This window comes from Nocardia tenerifensis NBRC 101015, from assembly GCF_000308715.1.
In the GTDB taxonomy this organism is placed as follows: Bacteria; Actinomycetota; Actinomycetes; order Mycobacteriales; family Mycobacteriaceae; genus Nocardia; species Nocardia tenerifensis.
The window spans coordinates 22,987-40,383 of record NZ_BAGH01000319.1 but is presented as its reverse complement, the minus strand read 5'-3'; the positions used below and the strand labels follow the sequence as shown (position 1 = coordinate 40,383).

The window sequence follows — 17,397 nt, the reverse complement described above, 5'->3', positions numbered from 1 at the left end:
GCTCGACGGTAGGCGTCCCGCGGCCCAACTGCGCAAACTCGCCGCGCCGCAGGTGCTCGCCGCCATCGAGACGCTCGCGCGCTCGGCGCCGCCCGGTCGCGGCCTCGGTCCCGCCCACTTGAAGAAACTGGGGATCGAGCTGAGCGGGCCGAACACCGCCGAGATATACGGCAGCTATCAGCGCGGGAACCGGGTGTTCGCGCTCGCCGCGTGCGTCGTGCTGCATCGGGCGGGCTGGCAGCTCACCGCGTTCCGCGTACTGTGAGGACCGGGCCGCACGAGCCGGCCGGGACCGAACGGCGCTGCTCTGCGGCGCTTACGATCGGCACCGCATTACCATGGGGCGTGCAGCGGATTCCGCACTCGGAGCGCGAACCCGCACGCCGGCCGCGAGTCCTGCCCGCGCACCCGGCGCCGACGACATGACATGACACACCGACCAGAGGACTGACGAGACCCGTGCCTGCGCTGACACTGACGAGGTTGCTTCGGATTGGTGAGGGTCGCATGGTGAAGCGGCTCGCCAACTTCGCCGATCAGGTGCTCGACCTCGAGTCGGAGTACGAGCAGCTCACCGACGACGAGTTGCGTGCGAAGACCGACGAGTTCCGCGAGCGCTACTCCGACATGGTGGAGGAGGGGCACGCCGATCCGCTCGGCGCGCTGATGGCCGAGGCGTTCGCGGTGGCCCGCGAGGCGTCCTGGCGGGTGCTCAACCAGAAGCACTACAAGGTGCAGATCATGGGCGGCGCCGCACTGCACACCGGCAACATCGCCGAGATGAAGACCGGTGAGGGCAAGACGCTCACCTCGGTGCTGCCCGCCTACCTCAACGCGATCAGCGGCGACGGCGTGCACATCGTCACCACCAACGACTATCTCGCCAAGCGCGACTCCGAGTGGATGGGCCGCGTGCACCGCTTCCTCGGGCTCGAGGTCGGCGTGATCCTCGGCGGCATGACGCCCGCGCAGCGGCGCGTGGCCTACGGCGCCGACATCACCTACGGCACCAACAACGAGTTCGGCTTCGATTACCTGCGCGACAACATGACCCACTCCCTCGACGATCTGGTGCAGCGCGGGCACAACTTCGCCGTGGTCGACGAGGTCGACTCCATCCTGATCGACGAGGCGCGCACCCCGCTGATCATCTCCGGCCCCGCCGACGCCTCCAGCAAGTGGTACGCCGAGTTCGCGCGCATCGCACCGCTGTTGAAGAAGGACCTGCACTACGAGGTCGACATCAAGAAGCGCACCATCGGCGTGCACGAGGCGGGCGTCGAGTTCATCGAGGACCAGCTCGGCATCGACAACCTCTATGAGGCCGCCAACTCGCCGCTGGTCAGCTACGTGAACAACGCCATCAAGGCCAAGGAGCTGTACACGCGCGACAAGGACTACATCGTGCGCGACGGCGAGGTCATCATCGTCGACGAGTTCACCGGCCGCATCCTGGTCGGGCGGCGCTACAACGAGGGCATGCACCAGGCCATCGAGGCCAAGGAGGGGGTGGAGATCCAGCCGGAGAACCAGACCCTCGCCACGATCACCCTGCAGAACTACTTCCGCCTCTACGACAAGCTGTCCGGCATGACCGGCACCGCCGAGACCGAGGCCGCCGAGCTGCACCAGATCTACAGCCTCGGCGTCGTCCCGATCCCGACGAACAAGCCGATGATCCGCGAGGACCAGTCCGACCTGATCTACAAGACCGAAGAGGCCAAGTTCGCGGCCGTGGTCGACGACGTCACCGAGCGGCACCAGCGCGACCAGCCGGTGCTCATCGGTACCACCAGTGTCGAGCGCTCGGAGTACCTGTCCAAGCAGTTCACCAAGCGCGGCATCGCGCACACCGTGCTGAACGCGAAGTTCCACGAGAAGGAAGCCGAGATCATCGCCGAGGCCGGCCGGCCGGGCGCGGTGACCGTGGCGACGAACATGGCCGGCCGCGGCACCGACGTCGTGCTCGGCGGCAACCCCGACATCATCGCCGACCTCATCCTGCGCCGAGAGGGCCTCGACCCGGTCGAGACGCCCGACGCCTACCAGCAGGCCTGGCTGCCGACGCTGGAGCAGGTCAAGGCGCAGACCGCGGCCGACGCCGAGCTGGTGCGCAAGGCAGGCGGGCTCTACGTGCTCGGCACCGAGCGGCACGAGTCACGCCGCATCGACAATCAGCTGCGCGGCCGCTCCGGCCGTCAGGGCGACCCCGGCGAGTCCCGGTTCTACCTCTCCCTCGGCGACGAGTTGATGCGCCGCTTCAACGGCGCGGCGCTCGAGGCGATCATGACCAGGCTCAACCTGCCCGACGACGTGCCGATCGAGGCCAAGATGGTCTCCAAGGCGATCAAGAGCGCGCAGACCCAGGTCGAGCAGCAGAACTTCGAGATCCGCAAGAACGTGCTCAAGTACGACGAGGTGATGAACCAGCAGCGCACCATCATCTACGGCGAGCGCAACCGGATCTTGCGCGGCGAGGACATGGAGGGCCAGGTCCAGAGCATGATCACGGACGTGATCACCGCCTACGTCAACGGCGCCACCGCCGAGGGCTACGTGGAGGACTGGGATCTGGACAAGTTGTGGACCGCGCTCAAGACGCTGTACCCGGTCAAGCTCAACTACAAGGACCTGACCGGCGAGACCGCGGTCGGCGAGGCGGGCGACCTCAGCCGCGAGGAACTGCTCGAGGCGCTGCTCGAGGACGCGCACGAGGCCTACGAGCGGCGCGAGGCGGAGATCGACGGGCTGGCCGGCGAGGGCAGCATGCGCAATCTCGAACGGCAGGTGCTGCTCTCGGTGCTCGACCGCAAGTGGCGCGAGCACCTCTACGAGATGGACTACCTCAAGGAGGGCATCGGCCTGCGGGCCATGGCGCAGCGCGACCCGCTGGTCGAGTACCAGCGCGAGGGCTTCGACATGTTCTCCGCGATGCTCGAGGGCCTCAAGGAGGAGTCGGTCGGCTTCCTGTTCAACCTCCAGGTGGAGGTGCAGCAGCCGCAGCCGGAGGGTGTCTCGGTCGACCAGGGCCTGCGCTCGCCGGTCGGCGCGCGGACCGCGCCACGCCCGCTGCCCACCGAGGAGGCGCCGGTCCCCAACGGCAACGCGGCCCCGGCGGCGTTGCGCGCCAAGGGGATCGATCCCGCCGGCCAGCAGCGAGGCCTGAGCTACTCGGGCCCCGACGAGGGCGGGCACCGCGAGGTGCACAGCGACGCGGAGGAGTACGGCGACGGCACCACCCGCCGCGAGCGCCGCGAAGCCGCCCGCGCCCAGGACAAATCCAAGCGCGCCCCCAAGCCCCGTCGCCGCTAGTAAGCTGTCCCGCCCCCTCCGCGTATCCAAGCCAGATTGAGATGCGGCGGAGGGGCGTTGGCGGCCGGTGGTGAGGCGGTTGTCGGGTTAGCCCGTGGCCGGTGAGTTACCCATGTTCTTCTGAGATCGGTTGTTGCTCGGGAGAAGTGGGGCGTCACGGGTGTGACAGGCCCCGTCGGTAGATATGGCGTAGTGAGACAGGCCCGGTGAGTGCGCGCCAGGCGTGTTTGTGCGGGAATCGGCCCGGGGTGGCGTGATTGGGCGTAGCTTGGGGCTTCGTGGACCGAAGCACAGTTGAGGCATGGGTCGGCGCATACGAACAGGCCTGGCGGTCGCCGGGCACCGACAAGCTCGGCGACCTCTTCGCCCCGGACATCGGATACCTGGTCTCGCCGTGGGCCGAGCCGCTCACGGGGCTACCGGCGCTGGCGAAGTTCTGGGAGGCCGGGCGGGACGGGTCCGACGAGTCGTTCTCGATGGAGCCCGAGGTGGTCGCGGTGGACGGACTCACCGCCGTGGTCCGGGCCGAGGTCGACTACCCCGACCAGCCCGCGCGCTGGCGCGACCTGTGGGTGCTGCGCTTCGACGACGAGGGCCGCTGCACCTGGTTCGAGGAGTGGCCCTTCGCCCCCGACCAGCCGGACGGGCAGGATCGATCCGCCGCCGCCCTGCGTGGCTGAGCAACCCCTCCGGCTTGCGCTGGGCGAGGGCTCGCGCGGCTAGTCGACGGGCCGCGGGCCGCCGCTGTTCTGCCAGGGGTCGTTGGCGTTCAACGCGGTGAGCAGCAGGCGGATCGCGGCCACCCGGCGCTCCTTGCCGGGCAGTTTGTCCAGCGCGCACTCAGGGTCGGCGGGCGGGCCCAGATGGGTGCAGCCGCGCGGACAGTCCTCGATGGCGGCGGCCAGGTCGCTGAAGGCGGCGACCACGTCGTCGGGGGTGATGTGGGCGAGCCCGAAGGAACGGATGCCCGGCGTATCGATCACCCAGCCGCCGCCGGGCAGCGGCAGCGCGACGGACTGGGTCGAGGTGTGCTTGCCCTTGCCGACGCCGGACACCTCGCCGACGGCCCGATACGCGTCCGGCACAAGGCGATTCACCAGCGTCGACTTGCCGACCCCTGAGTGCCCGATGAACGCGGTGAGCCGGCCGTCGAGCAGTTCGAGCACCGGCGCCAGCGGGTCGTCGACGCCGCCGTAGACGATGGTGAGGTCGAGATCGGTGAAGGCGGAGGCGAATTCGGACTCGGCCGCCAGATCGTGCTTGGTCAGGCACAGCACCGGGTGCAGCCCACCGGCGTACGCGGCGACCATGCAGCGCTCGACGAATCCGGTGCGCGGCGGCGGGTCGGCCAGCGCGACCACCATGAACAGCTGCTCGGCGTTGCCGACGACGATGCGCTCGAACGGATCGGTGTCATCGGCGGTGCGCCGCAACACCGTTCGGCGCTCGCCGACCCGCACGATGCGGGCCAGCGAGTCGGGCCTGCCGGAGAGGTCGCCGACCACGTCCACCTGATCGCCGACCACGATGGGCGTGCGGCCGAGTTCCCGCGCGCGCATGGCGACGATGTGCCGCTCGGGATCGCCGTCGAGCACGCAACCCCAGCGGCCGCGATCCACCGAGACCACCATGGCGGACTCCGCATCACTGTGTCGCGGACGGGTTTTGGTGCGGGGACGCGAACTCTTGCCCGGGCGGACCCGGACGTCGGATTCGTCGTACTCGCGCTTCCTCAGTGCGCCGCTCCCTGATCGGCGGGCGCCGGATCGAGCATGCGCTCCCACAGTGCGACGAAGTTCGGCAGCGTCTTGGCCGTCGTGCCGATGTCCTCGATCTCGATGTCGGCCACCCGCAGCCCGAGAATCGCACCGGCCGTTGCCATTCGGTGGTCGGCGTAGGAGTGCCATCGGCCGCCGTGCAGCTCGGCGGGCACGATCTCCAGCCCGTCCTCGGTCTCGGTGACCTTGCCGCCGAGCCGGTTGATCTCGGTGGACAGCGCGGCGAGCCGGTCGGTCTCGTGCCCGCGCAGGTGCGCGATGCCGCGCAGGTGCGACGGGGAGTCGGCCAGTGCGGCCAGTGCGGCCACCGTGGGCGTCAGCTCGCCGACGTCGTGCAGGTCGATATCGATGCCGGCCAGGCGGTCGGGGCCCTGCACGGTCAGCACGCCGTCGAAGACGCGCGCCTCGGCGCCCATCCGCACCAGGATCTCGCGGATCACGTCGCCGGGCTGGGTGGTGAGCCGGGGCCAGTGCGGGATCTTGACCTCGCCGCCGGTGACGGCCGCGGCCGCGAGGAACGGCGTCGCGTTGGACAGGTCCGGCTCGACCTCCCAGTCCACCGCGCGGATGGGGCCGGGCTCGACCTGCCAGGTCTGGGCGCGGCGGCTGTGCTCGGGGGCCTGCACCCGCACGTCGGCCCGGCGCAGCATCTCCACGGTCATCTCGATGTGCGGCATGGAGGGCAGCGCCTTGCCGTCGTGGTGTACGGTCAGGCCCTCGTCGAACCGGGCGGCCGACAGCAGCAGGCCCGAGACGAACTGCGAGGAGCCGGAGGCGTCGATGGTCACCGTGCCGCCGCGCAGCGCGCCCTTGCCGTGCACGGTGAACGGCAGCGCGTCGCCGTCGATGTCGGCGCCGAGGCTGCGCAGCGCGTTCAGGATGGTGCTGAGCGGGCGGACCCTCGCCTGCGCGTCGCCGTCGAACGCGACGTCGCCAGCGGCCAGCGCGGCCACCGACGGCAGGAAGCGCATCACCGTGCCCGCGAGCCCGCAGTCGACCGTGCCGCCGCGCAGCGGAGCGGGGGTCACGGTCAGCGTGTCGCCCTCGCCCTCGATGGTCGTGCCGAGCGCGCACAGCGCGGCGATCATCAGATTGGTGTCGCGGCTGCGCAACGCGCCGGTCAGCGTCGACGGACCGTCGGCAAGGGCGGCCAGGATCAATGCCCGGTTCGTGATCGACTTCGATCCAGGCAGGGTCACGGTCGCGTGCACAGGGACATCGACATGGGGCGCTGGCCAGAAACTCACGTGTTCCATCTTCGCCCATCACCCAACCGGACACACGGGCGGTCGCCCTATTGCAATCCAATTCGCCCGGCCGGACGCGCCCCACGGATCGGTCCGCCGGTACCCCGTGCCGGTGGGCACGGTGTGTCAGCTGGAAAACCCGTGGGGCGCAGGTACTCTCGCTCTACTTGTTCCGCCCGTGCAGGAACGGAACCAGCTTGCGCAGCAGCTTCATCGTCGACTGCGTGCGCGAGTAGCTGAGCAGCGCCATGCCGGGAATCGCGAAGCGCTGCACCGCGATCGAGTGCGGGCGGGCGAACTCGCGCAGGCCCGGCTCGCCGTGGATGCGGCCGATGCCGGAGTCGCCGACGCCGCCGAAGGGCAGGCCGGGGATGGCGGCGAAGGCGAGCACCGAGTTCACCGAGGTGGCGCCGACGTGCAGCCTGCGCGCGATGGCCAGTCCGTTCTTCTTCGAGTACACCGCCGAGGACAGCCCGTACTTGGAGCTGTTGGCCAGCTCGACCGCCTCGTCCACGCCGTCGACGGTGCGGATGGTGACCGTCGGGCCGAAGGTCTCCTCCTGCACGGCCTCGGACTTCTCGTCCACGTCGACCAGCACGACCGGCTCGATGAACGGCGCCTTCACCGAGTCGGGGCCGCCGAGCACGGCCGTGCCGCCGTTCTTCAGCGCGGACTCGATGTGGCGGCGCACGATGTCGACCTGGCTCGGCATGGTCATCGGGCCGTAGGCGGCGTCCGCGCCTGAACCCGGGCCGACCTTCTCGAGGATCTTCTTCACCTCGGCGACGAACTCGTCGCGCACCGACCGGTCGACGTACACCCGCTCCACGCCCGCGCAGGTCTGGCCGCTGTTGGCGGTCGCGCCCCAGGCGACCGCGTCGGCGGCGGCCTTCACGTCCGCGTCGCCCGCGACGATCACCGCGTCCTTGCCGCCACACTCGAGCAGCACCGGGGTGAGGTTCTCCGCGGCGGCGGCCATGATCCGCTTGCCCGTCGCGGTGGAGCCGGTGAACGCGAGCTTGTCGACGCCCGCCTTGACCAGCGCCGCGCCGGTCGCGCCGTAGCCGTTGACGGTGATGAACACGCCCTCGGGCAGGTCCGGGTTGGCCTTGGCGAACGCGTCGGCCAGGAAATTGCCGATGCCGGTGGAGAACTCGCTCGGCTTGAAGACCACGGTGTTGCCCGCGGCGAGCGCGTAGCCGATGGAGCCGTTGGGGGTGTAGACCGGGTAGTTCCACGGGCCGATCACGCCGACGACGCCGAGCGGGCGCTGCTCGACCCTGGCGGCGAAGTTCGCCATGAACGCGCCCGGCGAGACCTTCTTGGGGGAGAGCACCTTCTTGGCGTTCTTGGCCGCCCAGGCGATGTGCTCGAGCGCGAGCATGAGCTCGAGGAACGCGTCGTCGAGCGGCTTGCCGTTCTCGGCGTGGATCAGCGCGCAGAACTCGTCGGAGTCCGCGACCAACTGGCTCGACCAGCGCAGCAGGTGAGTCTTGCGCTCGTCGTAATTCAACGCGCCCCAGGTGGCGGCGGCCGCGCGGGCCTTCGCGACGGCCGCGCGCACCGCGGCCTCGTCCGCGATCGGATGGGTGCCGATCACCTCGCCCGTTGCGGGATTGACCGACGTGAGCGCCGTGTCGTTGTCGGCAGGTTTGGTGTCGGTGGATGTCACGGTGAGTCTCTCCTCTTGCGGGTGGGTGCGCGGGACGACGTCGATCCCGGATACTCCTGGCGGTGGCCGGTCGGTGCGCAGGCGTCAGCGGACGGGCGCAGCTTTGAGAGAATGGTAGGCCAAAACTCTCAACTGGTCACCAGCTATGGCTCAATTGTCCACGAGAGTGTCGGTCGCGGGTGGGAGTATCGAGATATGTGCGGACGATATGCGACCACGACAGACCCCGGCCGGCTCGCGGTCGAGCTGGATGCGATCGACGAAACCGAAAGCACCGGTGGCTCTTTCACCAACTACAACGTCGCCCCGACGACGCAGATCCTCACCGTGGTTGAGCGCCACGAACACGGCCGCAAGGACGACGAGCCCAAGCTGCGCGTGCGGCGCATGCGCTGGGGCCTGATCCCGCTGTGGACCAAGGCCGCGGAGCCGGGTGTGCCGGTGAAGGGCAAGCCGCTGTTCAACGCCCGCGCCGACAAGGCGGCGACCACCCCGTCGTTCCGGGACGCGGTGAAGTACCGCCGCTGCCTGGTCCCGATGGACGGCTGGTACGAGTGGGTCGTCGAGGCGGACGCCGGAGCCAAGGGCAAGGCGGTCAAGAAGCCGTTCTTCATGGCGCAGGCCGACGGCTCGCGGCTGTACATGGCCGGACTCTGGTCGGTGTGGCGGGACAAGTCGCTGCCGGAGAGCGAGCCGCTGCTGTCGTGCACCATCCTGACCACCGACGCCGTCGGCGACCTGACCCGCATCCACGACCGCATGCCGCTGCCCATGCCGCGGGAGCACTGGGACGCCTGGCTCGACCCGGACCACCCGGCGCCGGCCGAACTGCTGGCCACGCCGAGCGAGGAGACGATCGCGGGCATCGTCGCGCGACCCGTCTCACCCCTGGTCAACAGTGTGAAGAACAACGGGCCGGAGCTGCTCGAGTGTGTGTCGGAGGGCGAGGCGGCCGGGCAGACCAGCCTGCTCTGATCGCCCGGCCCCCTTCGTGATTCAGCTCGTCAGAGCGAGCACTTCACGGACGGGCTCGCGATATTGAGCCCGCACTTGACGACGCCGGTGACCAGGTCGATGACCTTGCTGGTGACCGTGCCGCCGAGTTTCTCGGCCTTCGGGCCTTTGTCGTCGCTCTTCGGGGCGCTCGGCGTGCCGGGGGCGTCGTCGGTGCCGAACCCGTCGAACGGGAAGTCGACCTGGGTCCCGTGTGGTGCGGCGACGGCCGCGGGCGCCGCGAGCGCGGCCCCGCCGATGGTCAGGCCGAACGTTGCGAGCATGGCTACGATCACGGTGCGTACACGCGGGTGCGTGGGCATTTCGCATCACATCCTCTCGTCGGACGAAGGTGGCCCGTCCATTGACGCACAGAATGTGCCGAATCCCGTGGATTACCCCGCCGTCACCGTGGCGGTCACCGCCGAGGTCAGCCGGATCAGGTCGGCGGCGGTCAGCTCGATCTCCAGGCCGCGCCGGCCCGCGCTGCACAGGATGCGGTCCCAGTTCAGCGCCGAGGCGTCCACGACGGTCGGCAGCGATTTGCGCTGGCCGAGCGGGGAGATGCCGCCGAGCACATAGCCGGTCGTCCGCTCGGCCTTCACCTTGTCCGCCATGCTCGCCTTCGGCGCGCCCAACGCGGCGGCCGCGGCCTTGAGCCACAACGAGTTCGGCACCGGAAGCACCGCGACGGCGAGTGACCCGGTGGACAGCTCGAGCACCAGCGTCTTGAACACCTGCTCCGCCGCGACGCCCACCTGCTCGGCGAGCGCGTCCACCGCCTCGGCCCCGTAGGAATCGGCGCGCGGATCGTGGGTGTAGGCGTGCACCCGATGGGCCACCCCGGCCTTGGTCAGCGTCCGGATCGCGGGTGTCGAGGCTCCTGCCATGGCGCACACAGTAACGACGCGACCCGCCCGGCCTGCAACGGGTTTTCCGAGTGCCGGTGTTTCGCCGCGGGAACAACCGGGCGTGTCTCGCATGTTGGAAGCGAATACACAGCGCTCGGCCGGGACGAACAGCCCCGCCGTCGCCACGATCAGCCCCGTGAATGACGTAAGGAGATGTCGGTGCCCGTGCTGCTCGACGAACGTCCGATCTGGACGGAGGCGTCATCGGCGGAAGCCGGATTCACCTTCGATGTGCCGTTGCCGGTAGATTTGGCAGGTACGGCGATCGAAGGGACAGGTGTGACGAGCGACCATACGGCGCGAGCGACGGGCCCGGAGGGGGACCGCGAGGACCTCGAATCAGAGACCGATGCGGTGACCGACGCCCCGGTCGACGAGACCGAGCTGGCCCAGCGGTTCGAGCGCGACGCGCTCCCGCTGCTCGACCAGCTCTACGGCGCCGCGCTGCGGATGACCAGGAACCCGGCCGACGCCGAGGACCTGGTGCAGGAGACCTACGTCAAGGCGTTCCAGGGGTTCAAGTCGTTCAAGGAGGGCACGAACCTCCGTGCGTGGCTGTACCGCATCCTGACCAACACCTACATCAACTCCTACCGCAAGAAGCAGCGCCAGCCCGCGCAGTACCCGACCGACGAGATCACCGACTGGCAGCTGGCGGCTACCGCCGAGCACACCTCGCAGGGGCTGCGTTCGGCCGAGGTCGAGGCGCTGGACGCGCTGCCCGACGACGACATCAAGGCCGCGCTGCAGGAGCTTCCCGAGGAGTTCCGGATGGCGGTCTACTACGCGGACGTCGAAGGCTTTCCATATAAGGAAATCGCCGACATCATGGGCACCCCCATCGGTACCGTGATGTCCCGGCTGCACCGTGGCCGCAAGCAGCTCAAGGGTTTGCTCGCCGATGTGGCGCGCGAACGCGGATTCAATCGTTCGGGGGAGCGCCAGGAGGTCAAGCAGTGAGCGAGGAGCGGGACCCCGATATGGATCTCGACTGCACGGCGGTACTCACCGATATCTGGTTGATGCTCGACGGTGAGTGCAACGACGAGACCCGTGCCCGGCTGCAGCACCACATGGATCACTGCTCGCCCTGCATCGAGGCCTACGGCATCGAGGAGAAGATCAAGAGTCTGCTGAGCCGCAAGTGCGGCGGCGACCGCGCGCCCGACGCCCTGCGCGAACGCCTGACCTTCGAGATCCGCCGGACGGTCTCGGTGACCCGGGTGGAGACCAAGATCGACTCCGCCGACTCCTAGAGTCGCGGACAAACCGAACGGCACGCCTTCCTCTGGAAGTGCGTGCCGTTCCGCGTTTCGGCTGAGCTCTCGCTCAGGAGTTAGGCCGCTTGCCGTGGTTGGCCGCGTTGCCCTTGCGACTACGCTTCTTACGTCCGCGCTTACCCATGAGTAGTCTCCCTTCTGGTTGAAGGCCATTCTTTCACGTGTGGTTGGCTATACCTTCAGCGGATGCAGACCGCGCGGCCCGGCCCTCCGAACCGCCGAGTGAGCTGCGGCGAACCGAGCGAACGAATGGGGTTTCAGATGGCTGAGGAAGTGCTAGCCGAGCTGGTGTCGGTCGTCTATCAGGTCGTGGTGAAGGTGGGGGATACGGTCAAGGAGGGGGACACCCTGGTCATCCTCGAGTCCATGAAGATGGAGATCCCCGTGCTCGCCGAGGTCGGCGGCACCGTCACCTCGATCGGCGTGAAAGAGGGCGACGCCATCAAGGCCGGTCACCTCATCGCCGTCATCTCCTAGCGGCGTCGGCGGTAGATCCTCATGGCGACACTCAGCGAGTTATTGGCCGAACACACCGACTTACCCGGCGTCGCCGTGGACCATCTGCAGCGGGTGGTGGGCGATTGGCAGCTGCTGGCCGATCTGTCCTTCGCCGATCTGCAGCTGTGGGTGGGCGCGGGACCGATCGCGGCGGGCGCGGACATCGTGTGCGTCGCGCAGTGCCGCCCGACCACGGCCTCCACCGTGCACCACGAGGATCTCGTCGGCACCCTCGCGCTGCAGGCCGATCATCCGCAGGTGTTCGAGGCGTTGATGACCGGCAAGATCGTGCGGGCCGACCGCGATGTCGAGACCGCGGGCGTCTATCACCCCACGCCGGTGCACGCCATTCGCGAGGCCATCCCGGTGCGCTGCGGCGACGACGTCATCGCGGTGCTCAGCCGCGACACCGACGTGCAGCGCTCGCGCGTGCGCAGCCAGCTCGAGATCGCCTACGTCGCCTGCGCCGACGACCTGTGCCAGATGATCGCCGACGGCACCTTCCCGACCACCGAGGATCGCGCGGCCACCCATTCCAGCCCGCGCGCCGGTGACGGTTTCATCCGCCTCGACACCGAGGGCATCGTCGTCTACGCGAGCCCGAACGCGCTGTCCGCCTATCACCGGATGGGCCTGCAGGCCGATCTGGCCGGCCAGGATCTCGCGGTGCTCACCCGCTCGCTGATCACCGACCCGTTCGACGCGCAGGAGGTGGTCGGCGACATCCAGGCCGCGCTGGCCGGGCGCACCGGCCGCCGGATGGAGGTGGAGGCGCGCGGCGCGACCGTGTTGCTGCGCACGCTTGTGCTGCGTCCGCACGGCGAATTGGCCGGTGCCGCAGTGCTTGTGCGCGATGTCACCGAGGTCAAGCGCCGCGATCGAGCGCTGCTCAGCAAGGACGCCACCATCCGGGAGATCCACCACCGGGTGAAGAACAATCTGCAGACCGTCGCCGCGCTGCTGCGGCTGCAGGCGCGCCGCACCGAGAACGAGGAGGCGCAGGTCGCGCTCACCGAGTCGGTGCGCCGGGTGACCTCCATCGCGTCGGTACACGAGATGCTGTCGATGTCGGTGGACGAAGAGGTCGACCTGGACGAGGTGGTCGACCGGCTGCTGCCGATCATGGCCGACGTGGCCACCGTGCACACCGCGCGGATCAAGGTGCGCCGCGCGGGCTCGCTCGGCGTCTTCTCCGCCGAACGCGCGACGCCGCTGGTGATGGTGCTCACCGAGCTGGTGCAGAACGCGATCGAGCACGCCTTCGACTCCGGCGAGAACGGCACGGTGACAATACGTTCCGAGCGTTCGGCGCGCTGGCTCGACGTGATCATCAGCGACGACGGCCGGGGCCTGCCGAGCGGTTTCAGCCTGGAATCCTCCGACCGGCTCGGATTGCAAATCGTGCGCACGCTGGTGACCGCCGAACTCGGCGGCTCCATCGGCCTGCATCCCGGCGCCGACATCGGTACCGACGCGGTACTCCGAGTTCCGCTGGGCCGTCGTTCCGGACGGTGAAATGTCTTTTCGTTATATGTGCTGGGGCACAAGATAGCCCGGCACCTCGGGGGTGCCGGGCTTTGAATGCGTTTACCGGACCAAAGGGCTGTTCGGTCCGGTAAATCCGATCGTCTGCTAGACGACCGTGCGGGTGCGCGTGCGTGCGTTGCGACGCTTGAGCGCCCGGCGCTCGTCTTCACTCATACCGCCCCACACGCCGGCATCCTGTCCGGACTTCAGGGCCCAGGACAGGCAGTCGGCGGTAACGGGGCAGCGAGCGCAGACCAGCTTGGCATCGGCAATCTGCGCGAGCGCAGGACCACTGTTACCCACCGGGAAAAACAGTTCGGGGTCCTCGTCGCGACAGATGGCCTTGTGGCGCCAGTCCATTCCTCTGCTCCTTTGCTGGGCGCCGCATAATGGCGCCGACGGTTTGTGGATCGTTCACTTGTGCGACTCGAATGTTTCCGCACGGTTGCTTGTGAATGCTTTCACGAACACCGTAGATGTCAATAGGTATCTGGTGCACCGTGGGGAAGCTCACGCTCTAACGGTCCCCGCTTGGGGAACCTGCCCGGTCCTTTGTACTCGCTCTACCCAGTTTTCGCAGCACTACCCCGATGTTTTTCGAGCGTTTCCTGCATCACTCCGGTCGCGGCGCCACGACATCCAAGACCGAGGGCACCGCCGTGAAATCCACCACGTTGCGCTTGCCGATAAAGTCGCCGTCGATTTGCAGACCGATGGGTTCCTTCGTCTCGACGCGCACGGACGCCACGTTGTCGTCGCGAAACAAATTGCGCGACTTGGGGTTTCCGTCGGCCGCCAGGAGCTGCCTGGCGAGCAGCAGGGTGGGCAGGACCGCCATCGAACGCACGGCGAACACGCCGAGTCCGTCCTCGAACCGGGTGCCCGGATTGGTGTGCACCGGGGTCGTGTCGAGGTACGTCCAGGGGGTCGTGTTCGTTACGAAGGCGTAATGCACCCCTTCGACGGGTTCGTGCCCCGGCACCTCGATGCGCACGCTCGGCTCCTTGCGCTTGGCCCGGAAGAACTGCCGGACGGTCGTGCGGAGGTAGCGGGCGGGGGTCGCCGACTTCCCGCGGGCGCGGCTCTCGTCGATCGCCTCGCAGACGTCGGCGTCGAGGCCGACGCCCGCGCTGAAGGTGAACCAGCGGTCGTCGGCCAGGCCGAGTCCGATCCTGCGGTCCCGGTCCAGGGTGAGCAGATCGATGAGCTGATTGGTAGCTGTGACGGGGTCCGGCGAGATCCCGAGCGCCCGCGCGAAGACGTTCGCCGAGCCGCCGGGGATCACGCCGAGGCGCGGCAGCCAGGCCTGCCCGTCGTTCAACTCGGGCAGCGGCAGGAAACCGTTGATGGTCTCGTTGACCGTCCCGTCGCCGCCGTGCACGACGATGAGGTCCATCTCGTTGGTGGCGGCCCACTGCGCCAATTCGGCGGCGTGGCCGCGGTGCTGGGTGTGCGCGACGGTCAGCTGCGTGCGGCTCTCCAAGGCGTGCGCCAGCAGGTCTCGAGTCGCCGAAGTGGTCGAGGTGGCATTCGGATTCACGATCAGCAGCGTCCGCACGACCCGCAGCCTAATCCTCACCGGAACGGGTCCGAAAAGCCGCTGAACGGGAGCGGTCGCGGGGACGACGACTACGACGGGTCGTAGGCTTGACGGGTGGCTGAGAGTGATGTTTCCCCCGGCGTGCCGAGGACGGTGCGCGGCGCGGGCGCGCTGGTGACGCTGGAAGGCGCCGTCGCCGTGGTCGTCGCGCTGGTGTTGATCGTGCGCGGGTTGCTCGGCCACGATCAGACGGCGACCAACGGGTACGGCACCGCGGCCTGGTTCGGCATCCTGGGCGGGGCGGTGCTCGCCGCGGGCCTCGGCCTGCTGTTCGGCAAGCGGTGGGGGCGGGCCATCGCCGTGATCGCGCAGCTGCTGCTACTGCCGGTCACCTGGTCGCTGCTCACCGACTCGCATCAGCCGGTGTTCGGCACGTTGCTCGGCGTCGTGGTCGTCGCCGCTCTGGTGTTGCTGTTCGCCCCGGCCTCCACGCGGTGGATGGCCGCGGACTATGCCGTCGAGCCCGAGGGATCCTGATCTACGGGGCTTTACCGCGGGGGGTGGGGCGTCATGCCCCGTTGACTGCCGCTCGTGGGGATCTGTTCGGCGATCGACCGCGACTCGGTGATCAACTGCGACTTGGCGATTGACCGCGACTCGGTGATCAACTGCGACTTGGTGATCGACCGAGCTTGGTGATCAACTGCGACTTGGTGATCGACCGAGCTTGGTGATCGACCGCAACTCGGTGATCGACCGCGACCTGGTGACTGACCAGAACTTGGTGACTGACCGCTAGTCGGCGACGGCGGCGCGCAGCGCTGTGCGGCAGAGTGAGTCGGCGCGTCGGGTGGTTTCGGGCAGTCGGTAGTTCGGGGTGAGGGCGAGAACCCGGGCGCAGGCGGTGTCGAGGTCGATGCGGTGGCCGACCGAGACGAAGACCGGCTTCACGCCCGAGCGGGTGCGCAGGGCCGCGCCGACGACCTCGCCGTCGATGGTGATGTCGGTGCGCGCGCCGCGCTCGGTTCCGGGTTCGAGGTAGTCGCCCCACACGGATTTGGCGACGCCGATGGTGGGCACGCCGGTGAGCACGCCGATGTGGCAGGCCAGGCCGAAGCGGCGCGGGTGCGCCAAACCCTGTGCGTCACAGACGATCAAGTCCGGCGCGGCTTCCAGCCGCGCCAGAACCCGCATGGTCGTTGGCAATTCGCGGAAGGCGAGCAGTCCGGGGTGGTACGGGAAATCCGTAGTGCCGTGCGCGACAGCCGAATCGACCGTTTCGAGGGTGGCCGCGTCGAGCACGACGACGGCCGCGGCGACCGCGCCGGTCTCGGCGTACGCGCAGTCGATCCCCGCGACCGTCTCGATTGACGTTGCCTGCCAGGACGTTTCGACCTTCGGCCGCAATTCGTCCTGGATCGCCATGGCCTCGTCGGGCGTGCTCGGCCAGGAGCCTTCATCGATGTCGGCGAGCCACGTCATCGTCGTGCGCTACCGGGCTTCCTTGGCCAGCTTGCCGAGCGGCTCGCCGGTGAGGCGGTAGCCGACCCACTCGTTCTGCGCTGCGGCGCCGAGGGATTCGTAGAAATCGATGGAGGGCTTGTTCCAGGTCAGCACGGCCCAGTCGAGCCTGGCGTAGCCGTTGTCGACGGCCTCCTTCGCCAGCGTGGCCAGCAGCGCCTTGCCGTAGCCCTTGCCGCGCGTCTCCGGCTTGACGTACAGGTCCTCGAGGTAGATGCCGTGCACGCCGTTCCAGGTGGAGAAGTTGAGGAACCAGATCGCGCAGCCGACCAGCTCGCCGTCCTCGGCCACCACATGGGCGAAGACCTTGGGGTCGGGGCCGAACAGCGCGGCGTCCAATTGCGCGACGGTGACGGTGCATTCGTCGGCGGCCTTCTCGTACTCGGCCAGCTCGTGGACGAGCCCTACCAGGCCGGGCACGTCGGCGGGGACGGCGCGGCGCAGTTCTACAGTCACAGTGTCACTCCATTTGCGGTGGGAACCAGGTTGTGCGCCAGGATGGTTCGCACTTGGTGTTCGTAGCCGAGCACGGTGAGCGCGCCGGTCGACATGGTGAACCGGCGGCCCTCCCGCAGGTCGAACTCGGCCCAGCGGGCGATCAGCGCGCGGGAGAAGTGGCCGTGCCCGACGAGCACGATATCGCGTTCGCGCAGGCGCGGTTCCGCGTCGGCGAGCACGCGATCGGCCCGGGCGCGCACCGCGTCCGCGGACTCGCCGCCCGGCACGGCGCCGGTCCAGATGGTCCAGCCCGGCGCGCTCTCGCGGATCTCGGGGGTGGTGAGCCCCTCGTAATCGCCGTAGTCCCACTCGGCCAGATCGTCGTCGACGGTGGTGTCGGTGAGGCCGGCCAGCTCGGCGGTCTGCCGCGCGCGCAGCCGCGGGCTGGTGAGCACCAGCGGGTCGCGCAGCTTCAGCGCGGCCAGCAACGGACCGGCGGCCCGCGCCTGGCCCTCGCCGCGCTCGGTGAGGGGCAGGTCGGTGCGGCCGGTGTGGCGGTGCCGGGTGGACCAGGTGGTCTCGCCGTGTCGAAGCAGCACTAGTCGGGCATCGTCGGGTGCGGACATGGATCCATCATGGTTCACGCGCGCGGGGGTGGACCGCTCGGCCGGGGTCGCCGC

The 17,397-nt window shown here is 68.8% G+C and carries 20 protein-coding genes; 9 read left to right on the top strand and 11 right to left on the bottom strand.

The window, feature by feature from the left end; genetic code table 11:
* The 3 genes from ON39_RS25880 to ON39_RS25870 all read left to right on the top strand — a co-directional run.
* A partial coding sequence (locus ON39_RS25880; RefSeq protein ID WP_040738268.1) for an Rv3235 family protein occupies nt 1-265 on the top strand: 265 nt, incomplete at its 5' end.
* A 194-nt stretch (nt 266-459) separates the two neighbouring features.
* Entirely contained in the window at nt 460-3,312 is a 2,853-nt protein-coding gene (gene secA / locus ON39_RS25875; protein ID WP_040738266.1) for a preprotein translocase subunit SecA, read from the top strand.
* Nucleotides 3,313-3,590: 278 nt separating this feature from the next.
* Nucleotides 3,591-3,992: a nuclear transport factor 2 family protein gene (locus ON39_RS25870; protein ID WP_040738264.1), complete on the top strand. Its 402-nt coding sequence runs from the start codon at nt 3,591-3,593 to the stop codon at nt 3,990-3,992.
* A 39-nt stretch (nt 3,993-4,031) separates the two neighbouring features.
* Here ON39_RS25870 and rsgA read toward each other — a convergent pair whose 3' ends face one another.
* The 3 genes from rsgA to ON39_RS25855 all read right to left on the bottom strand — a co-directional run bounded on the left by rsgA (nt 4,032) and on the right by ON39_RS25855 (nt 8,009).
* Nucleotides 4,032-5,048 (bottom strand): ribosome small subunit-dependent GTPase A, encoded by a 1,017-nt coding sequence (gene rsgA / locus ON39_RS25865; RefSeq protein WP_040738292.1) that lies wholly within the window; start codon nt 5,046-5,048, stop codon nt 4,032-4,034.
* Nucleotides 5,045-6,346, bottom strand: coding sequence for a 3-phosphoshikimate 1-carboxyvinyltransferase (aroA, locus tag ON39_RS25860; RefSeq protein ID WP_040738262.1), 1,302 nt, complete (start codon nt 6,344-6,346; stop codon nt 5,045-5,047). Before aroA ends, rsgA begins: the two co-directional genes overlap by 4 nt.
* 154 nt (nt 6,347-6,500) lie before the next feature.
* Nucleotides 6,501-8,009, bottom strand: coding sequence for an aldehyde dehydrogenase family protein (locus ON39_RS25855; RefSeq protein ID WP_040738261.1), 1,509 nt, complete (start codon nt 8,007-8,009; stop codon nt 6,501-6,503).
* A 195-nt stretch (nt 8,010-8,204) separates the two neighbouring features.
* On the opposite strand from ON39_RS25855, the gene ON39_RS25850 reads away from it, so the two are divergent.
* A complete protein-coding gene (locus tag ON39_RS25850) occupies nt 8,205-8,984 on the top strand; it encodes an SOS response-associated peptidase (RefSeq protein WP_040738259.1) in 780 nt (259 codons plus the stop codon).
* Nucleotides 8,985-9,013: 29 nt separating this feature from the next.
* Here the strand turns inward: ON39_RS25850 and ON39_RS25845 are convergent, their stop codons facing one another.
* Nucleotides 9,014-9,286: a hypothetical protein gene (locus ON39_RS25845; protein WP_157195516.1), complete on the bottom strand. Its 273-nt coding sequence runs from the start codon at nt 9,284-9,286 to the stop codon at nt 9,014-9,016.
* 111 nt (nt 9,287-9,397) lie between these two features.
* Nucleotides 9,398-9,892, bottom strand: a complete 495-nt coding sequence (ybaK, locus tag ON39_RS25840) for a Cys-tRNA(Pro) deacylase (RefSeq protein WP_040738255.1) — start codon at nt 9,890-9,892, stop codon at nt 9,398-9,400.
* A gap of 174 nt (nt 9,893-10,066) precedes the next feature.
* Between ybaK and ON39_RS25835 the strand changes: the two genes are divergently transcribed.
* Complete coding sequence (locus ON39_RS25835) at nt 10,067-10,873, top strand: sigma-70 family RNA polymerase sigma factor (protein WP_246002789.1); 807 nt, start codon at nt 10,067-10,069, stop codon at nt 10,871-10,873.
* A gap of 20 nt (nt 10,874-10,893) precedes the next feature.
* A complete protein-coding gene (gene rsrA / locus ON39_RS25830) occupies nt 10,894-11,169 on the top strand; it encodes a mycothiol system anti-sigma-R factor (protein WP_040738288.1) in 276 nt (91 codons plus the stop codon).
* A 73-nt stretch (nt 11,170-11,242) separates the two neighbouring features.
* Here the strand turns inward: rsrA and ON39_RS51540 are convergent, their stop codons facing one another.
* Nucleotides 11,243-11,317, bottom strand: a complete 75-nt coding sequence (locus ON39_RS51540) for a 50S ribosomal protein bL37 (protein WP_110293457.1) — start codon at nt 11,315-11,317, stop codon at nt 11,243-11,245.
* Between the two features lie 137 nt (nt 11,318-11,454).
* Between ON39_RS51540 and ON39_RS25825 the strand changes: the two genes are divergently transcribed.
* Nucleotides 11,455-11,670, top strand: coding sequence for a biotin/lipoyl-binding carrier protein (locus ON39_RS25825; protein ID WP_040738286.1), 216 nt, complete (start codon nt 11,455-11,457; stop codon nt 11,668-11,670).
* A 21-nt stretch (nt 11,671-11,691) separates the two neighbouring features.
* Complete coding sequence (locus tag ON39_RS25820) at nt 11,692-13,206, top strand: sensor histidine kinase (RefSeq protein ID WP_040738253.1); 1,515 nt, start codon at nt 11,692-11,694, stop codon at nt 13,204-13,206.
* Between the two features lie 117 nt (nt 13,207-13,323).
* Here the strand turns inward: ON39_RS25820 and ON39_RS25815 are convergent, their stop codons facing one another.
* On the bottom strand, nt 13,324-13,578 hold the full coding sequence (locus ON39_RS25815) for a WhiB family transcriptional regulator (RefSeq protein WP_011211115.1): 255 nt from the start codon (nt 13,576-13,578) through the stop codon (nt 13,324-13,326).
* 253 nt (nt 13,579-13,831) lie between these two features.
* Nucleotides 13,832-14,776 carry a diacylglycerol/lipid kinase family protein gene (locus ON39_RS25810; protein ID WP_040738251.1) on the bottom strand — a complete coding sequence of 315 codons (945 nt, stop codon included), beginning with the start codon at nt 14,774-14,776 and terminating at the stop codon, nt 13,832-13,834.
* A gap of 96 nt (nt 14,777-14,872) precedes the next feature.
* Here ON39_RS25810 and ON39_RS25805 point away from each other — a divergent pair, with 96 nt between their 5' ends.
* Complete coding sequence (locus ON39_RS25805; protein WP_040738250.1) at nt 14,873-15,295, top strand: hypothetical protein; 423 nt, start codon at nt 14,873-14,875, stop codon at nt 15,293-15,295.
* Between the two features lie 258 nt (nt 15,296-15,553).
* On the opposite strand, the gene ON39_RS25800 is transcribed toward ON39_RS25805, so the two are convergent.
* From ON39_RS25800 to ON39_RS25790, 3 genes are read right to left on the bottom strand one after another with little or no spacing between them, the layout of a single operon-like run.
* Entirely contained in the window at nt 15,554-16,240 is a 687-nt protein-coding gene (locus ON39_RS25800; protein ID WP_040738249.1) for an endonuclease V, read from the bottom strand.
* Nucleotides 16,241-16,249: 9 nt separating this feature from the next.
* Nucleotides 16,250-16,735 carry a GNAT family N-acetyltransferase gene (locus tag ON39_RS25795; protein WP_040738247.1) on the bottom strand — a complete coding sequence of 162 codons (486 nt, stop codon included), beginning with the start codon at nt 16,733-16,735 and terminating at the stop codon, nt 16,250-16,252.
* The gene (locus tag ON39_RS25790; RefSeq protein WP_040738245.1) at nt 16,732-17,343 is read right to left on the bottom strand and encodes an acid phosphatase; all 612 of its coding nucleotides are present in this window, start codon (nt 17,341-17,343) and stop codon (nt 16,732-16,734) included. The genes ON39_RS25795 and ON39_RS25790 overlap by 4 nt, the downstream gene beginning before the upstream one ends.
* Nucleotides 17,344-17,397 lie beyond the last annotated feature (54 nt).

Excerpts from the sequence above, each read along its gene's own strand:
- aroA (WP_040738262.1), bottom strand. The coding sequence starts at position 6,346 with ATGGAACACGTGAGTTTCTGGCCAGCGCCCCATGTCGATGTCCCTGTG.
- ON39_RS25850 (WP_040738259.1), top strand. The coding sequence starts at position 8,205 with ATGTGCGGACGATATGCGACCACGACAGACCCCGGCCGGCTCGCGGTC.
- ON39_RS25845 (WP_157195516.1), bottom strand. The coding sequence starts at position 9,286 with ATGCTCGCAACGTTCGGCCTGACCATCGGCGGGGCCGCGCTCGCGGCG.
- ybaK (WP_040738255.1), bottom strand. The coding sequence starts at position 9,892 with ATGGCAGGAGCCTCGACACCCGCGATCCGGACGCTGACCAAGGCCGGG.
- ON39_RS25835 (WP_246002789.1), top strand. The coding sequence starts at position 10,067 with ATGTCGGTGCCCGTGCTGCTCGACGAACGTCCGATCTGGACGGAGGCG.
- rsrA (WP_040738288.1), top strand. The coding sequence starts at position 10,894 with ATGGATCTCGACTGCACGGCGGTACTCACCGATATCTGGTTGATGCTC.
- ON39_RS25825 (WP_040738286.1), top strand. The coding sequence starts at position 11,455 with ATGGCTGAGGAAGTGCTAGCCGAGCTGGTGTCGGTCGTCTATCAGGTC.
- ON39_RS25820 (WP_040738253.1), top strand. The coding sequence starts at position 11,692 with ATGGCGACACTCAGCGAGTTATTGGCCGAACACACCGACTTACCCGGC.
- ON39_RS25815 (WP_011211115.1), bottom strand. The coding sequence starts at position 13,578 with ATGGACTGGCGCCACAAGGCCATCTGTCGCGACGAGGACCCCGAACTG.
- ON39_RS25800 (WP_040738249.1), bottom strand. The coding sequence starts at position 16,240 with ATGACGTGGCTCGCCGACATCGATGAAGGCTCCTGGCCGAGCACGCCC.
- ON39_RS25790 (WP_040738245.1), bottom strand. The coding sequence starts at position 17,343 with ATGTCCGCACCCGACGATGCCCGACTAGTGCTGCTTCGACACGGCGAG.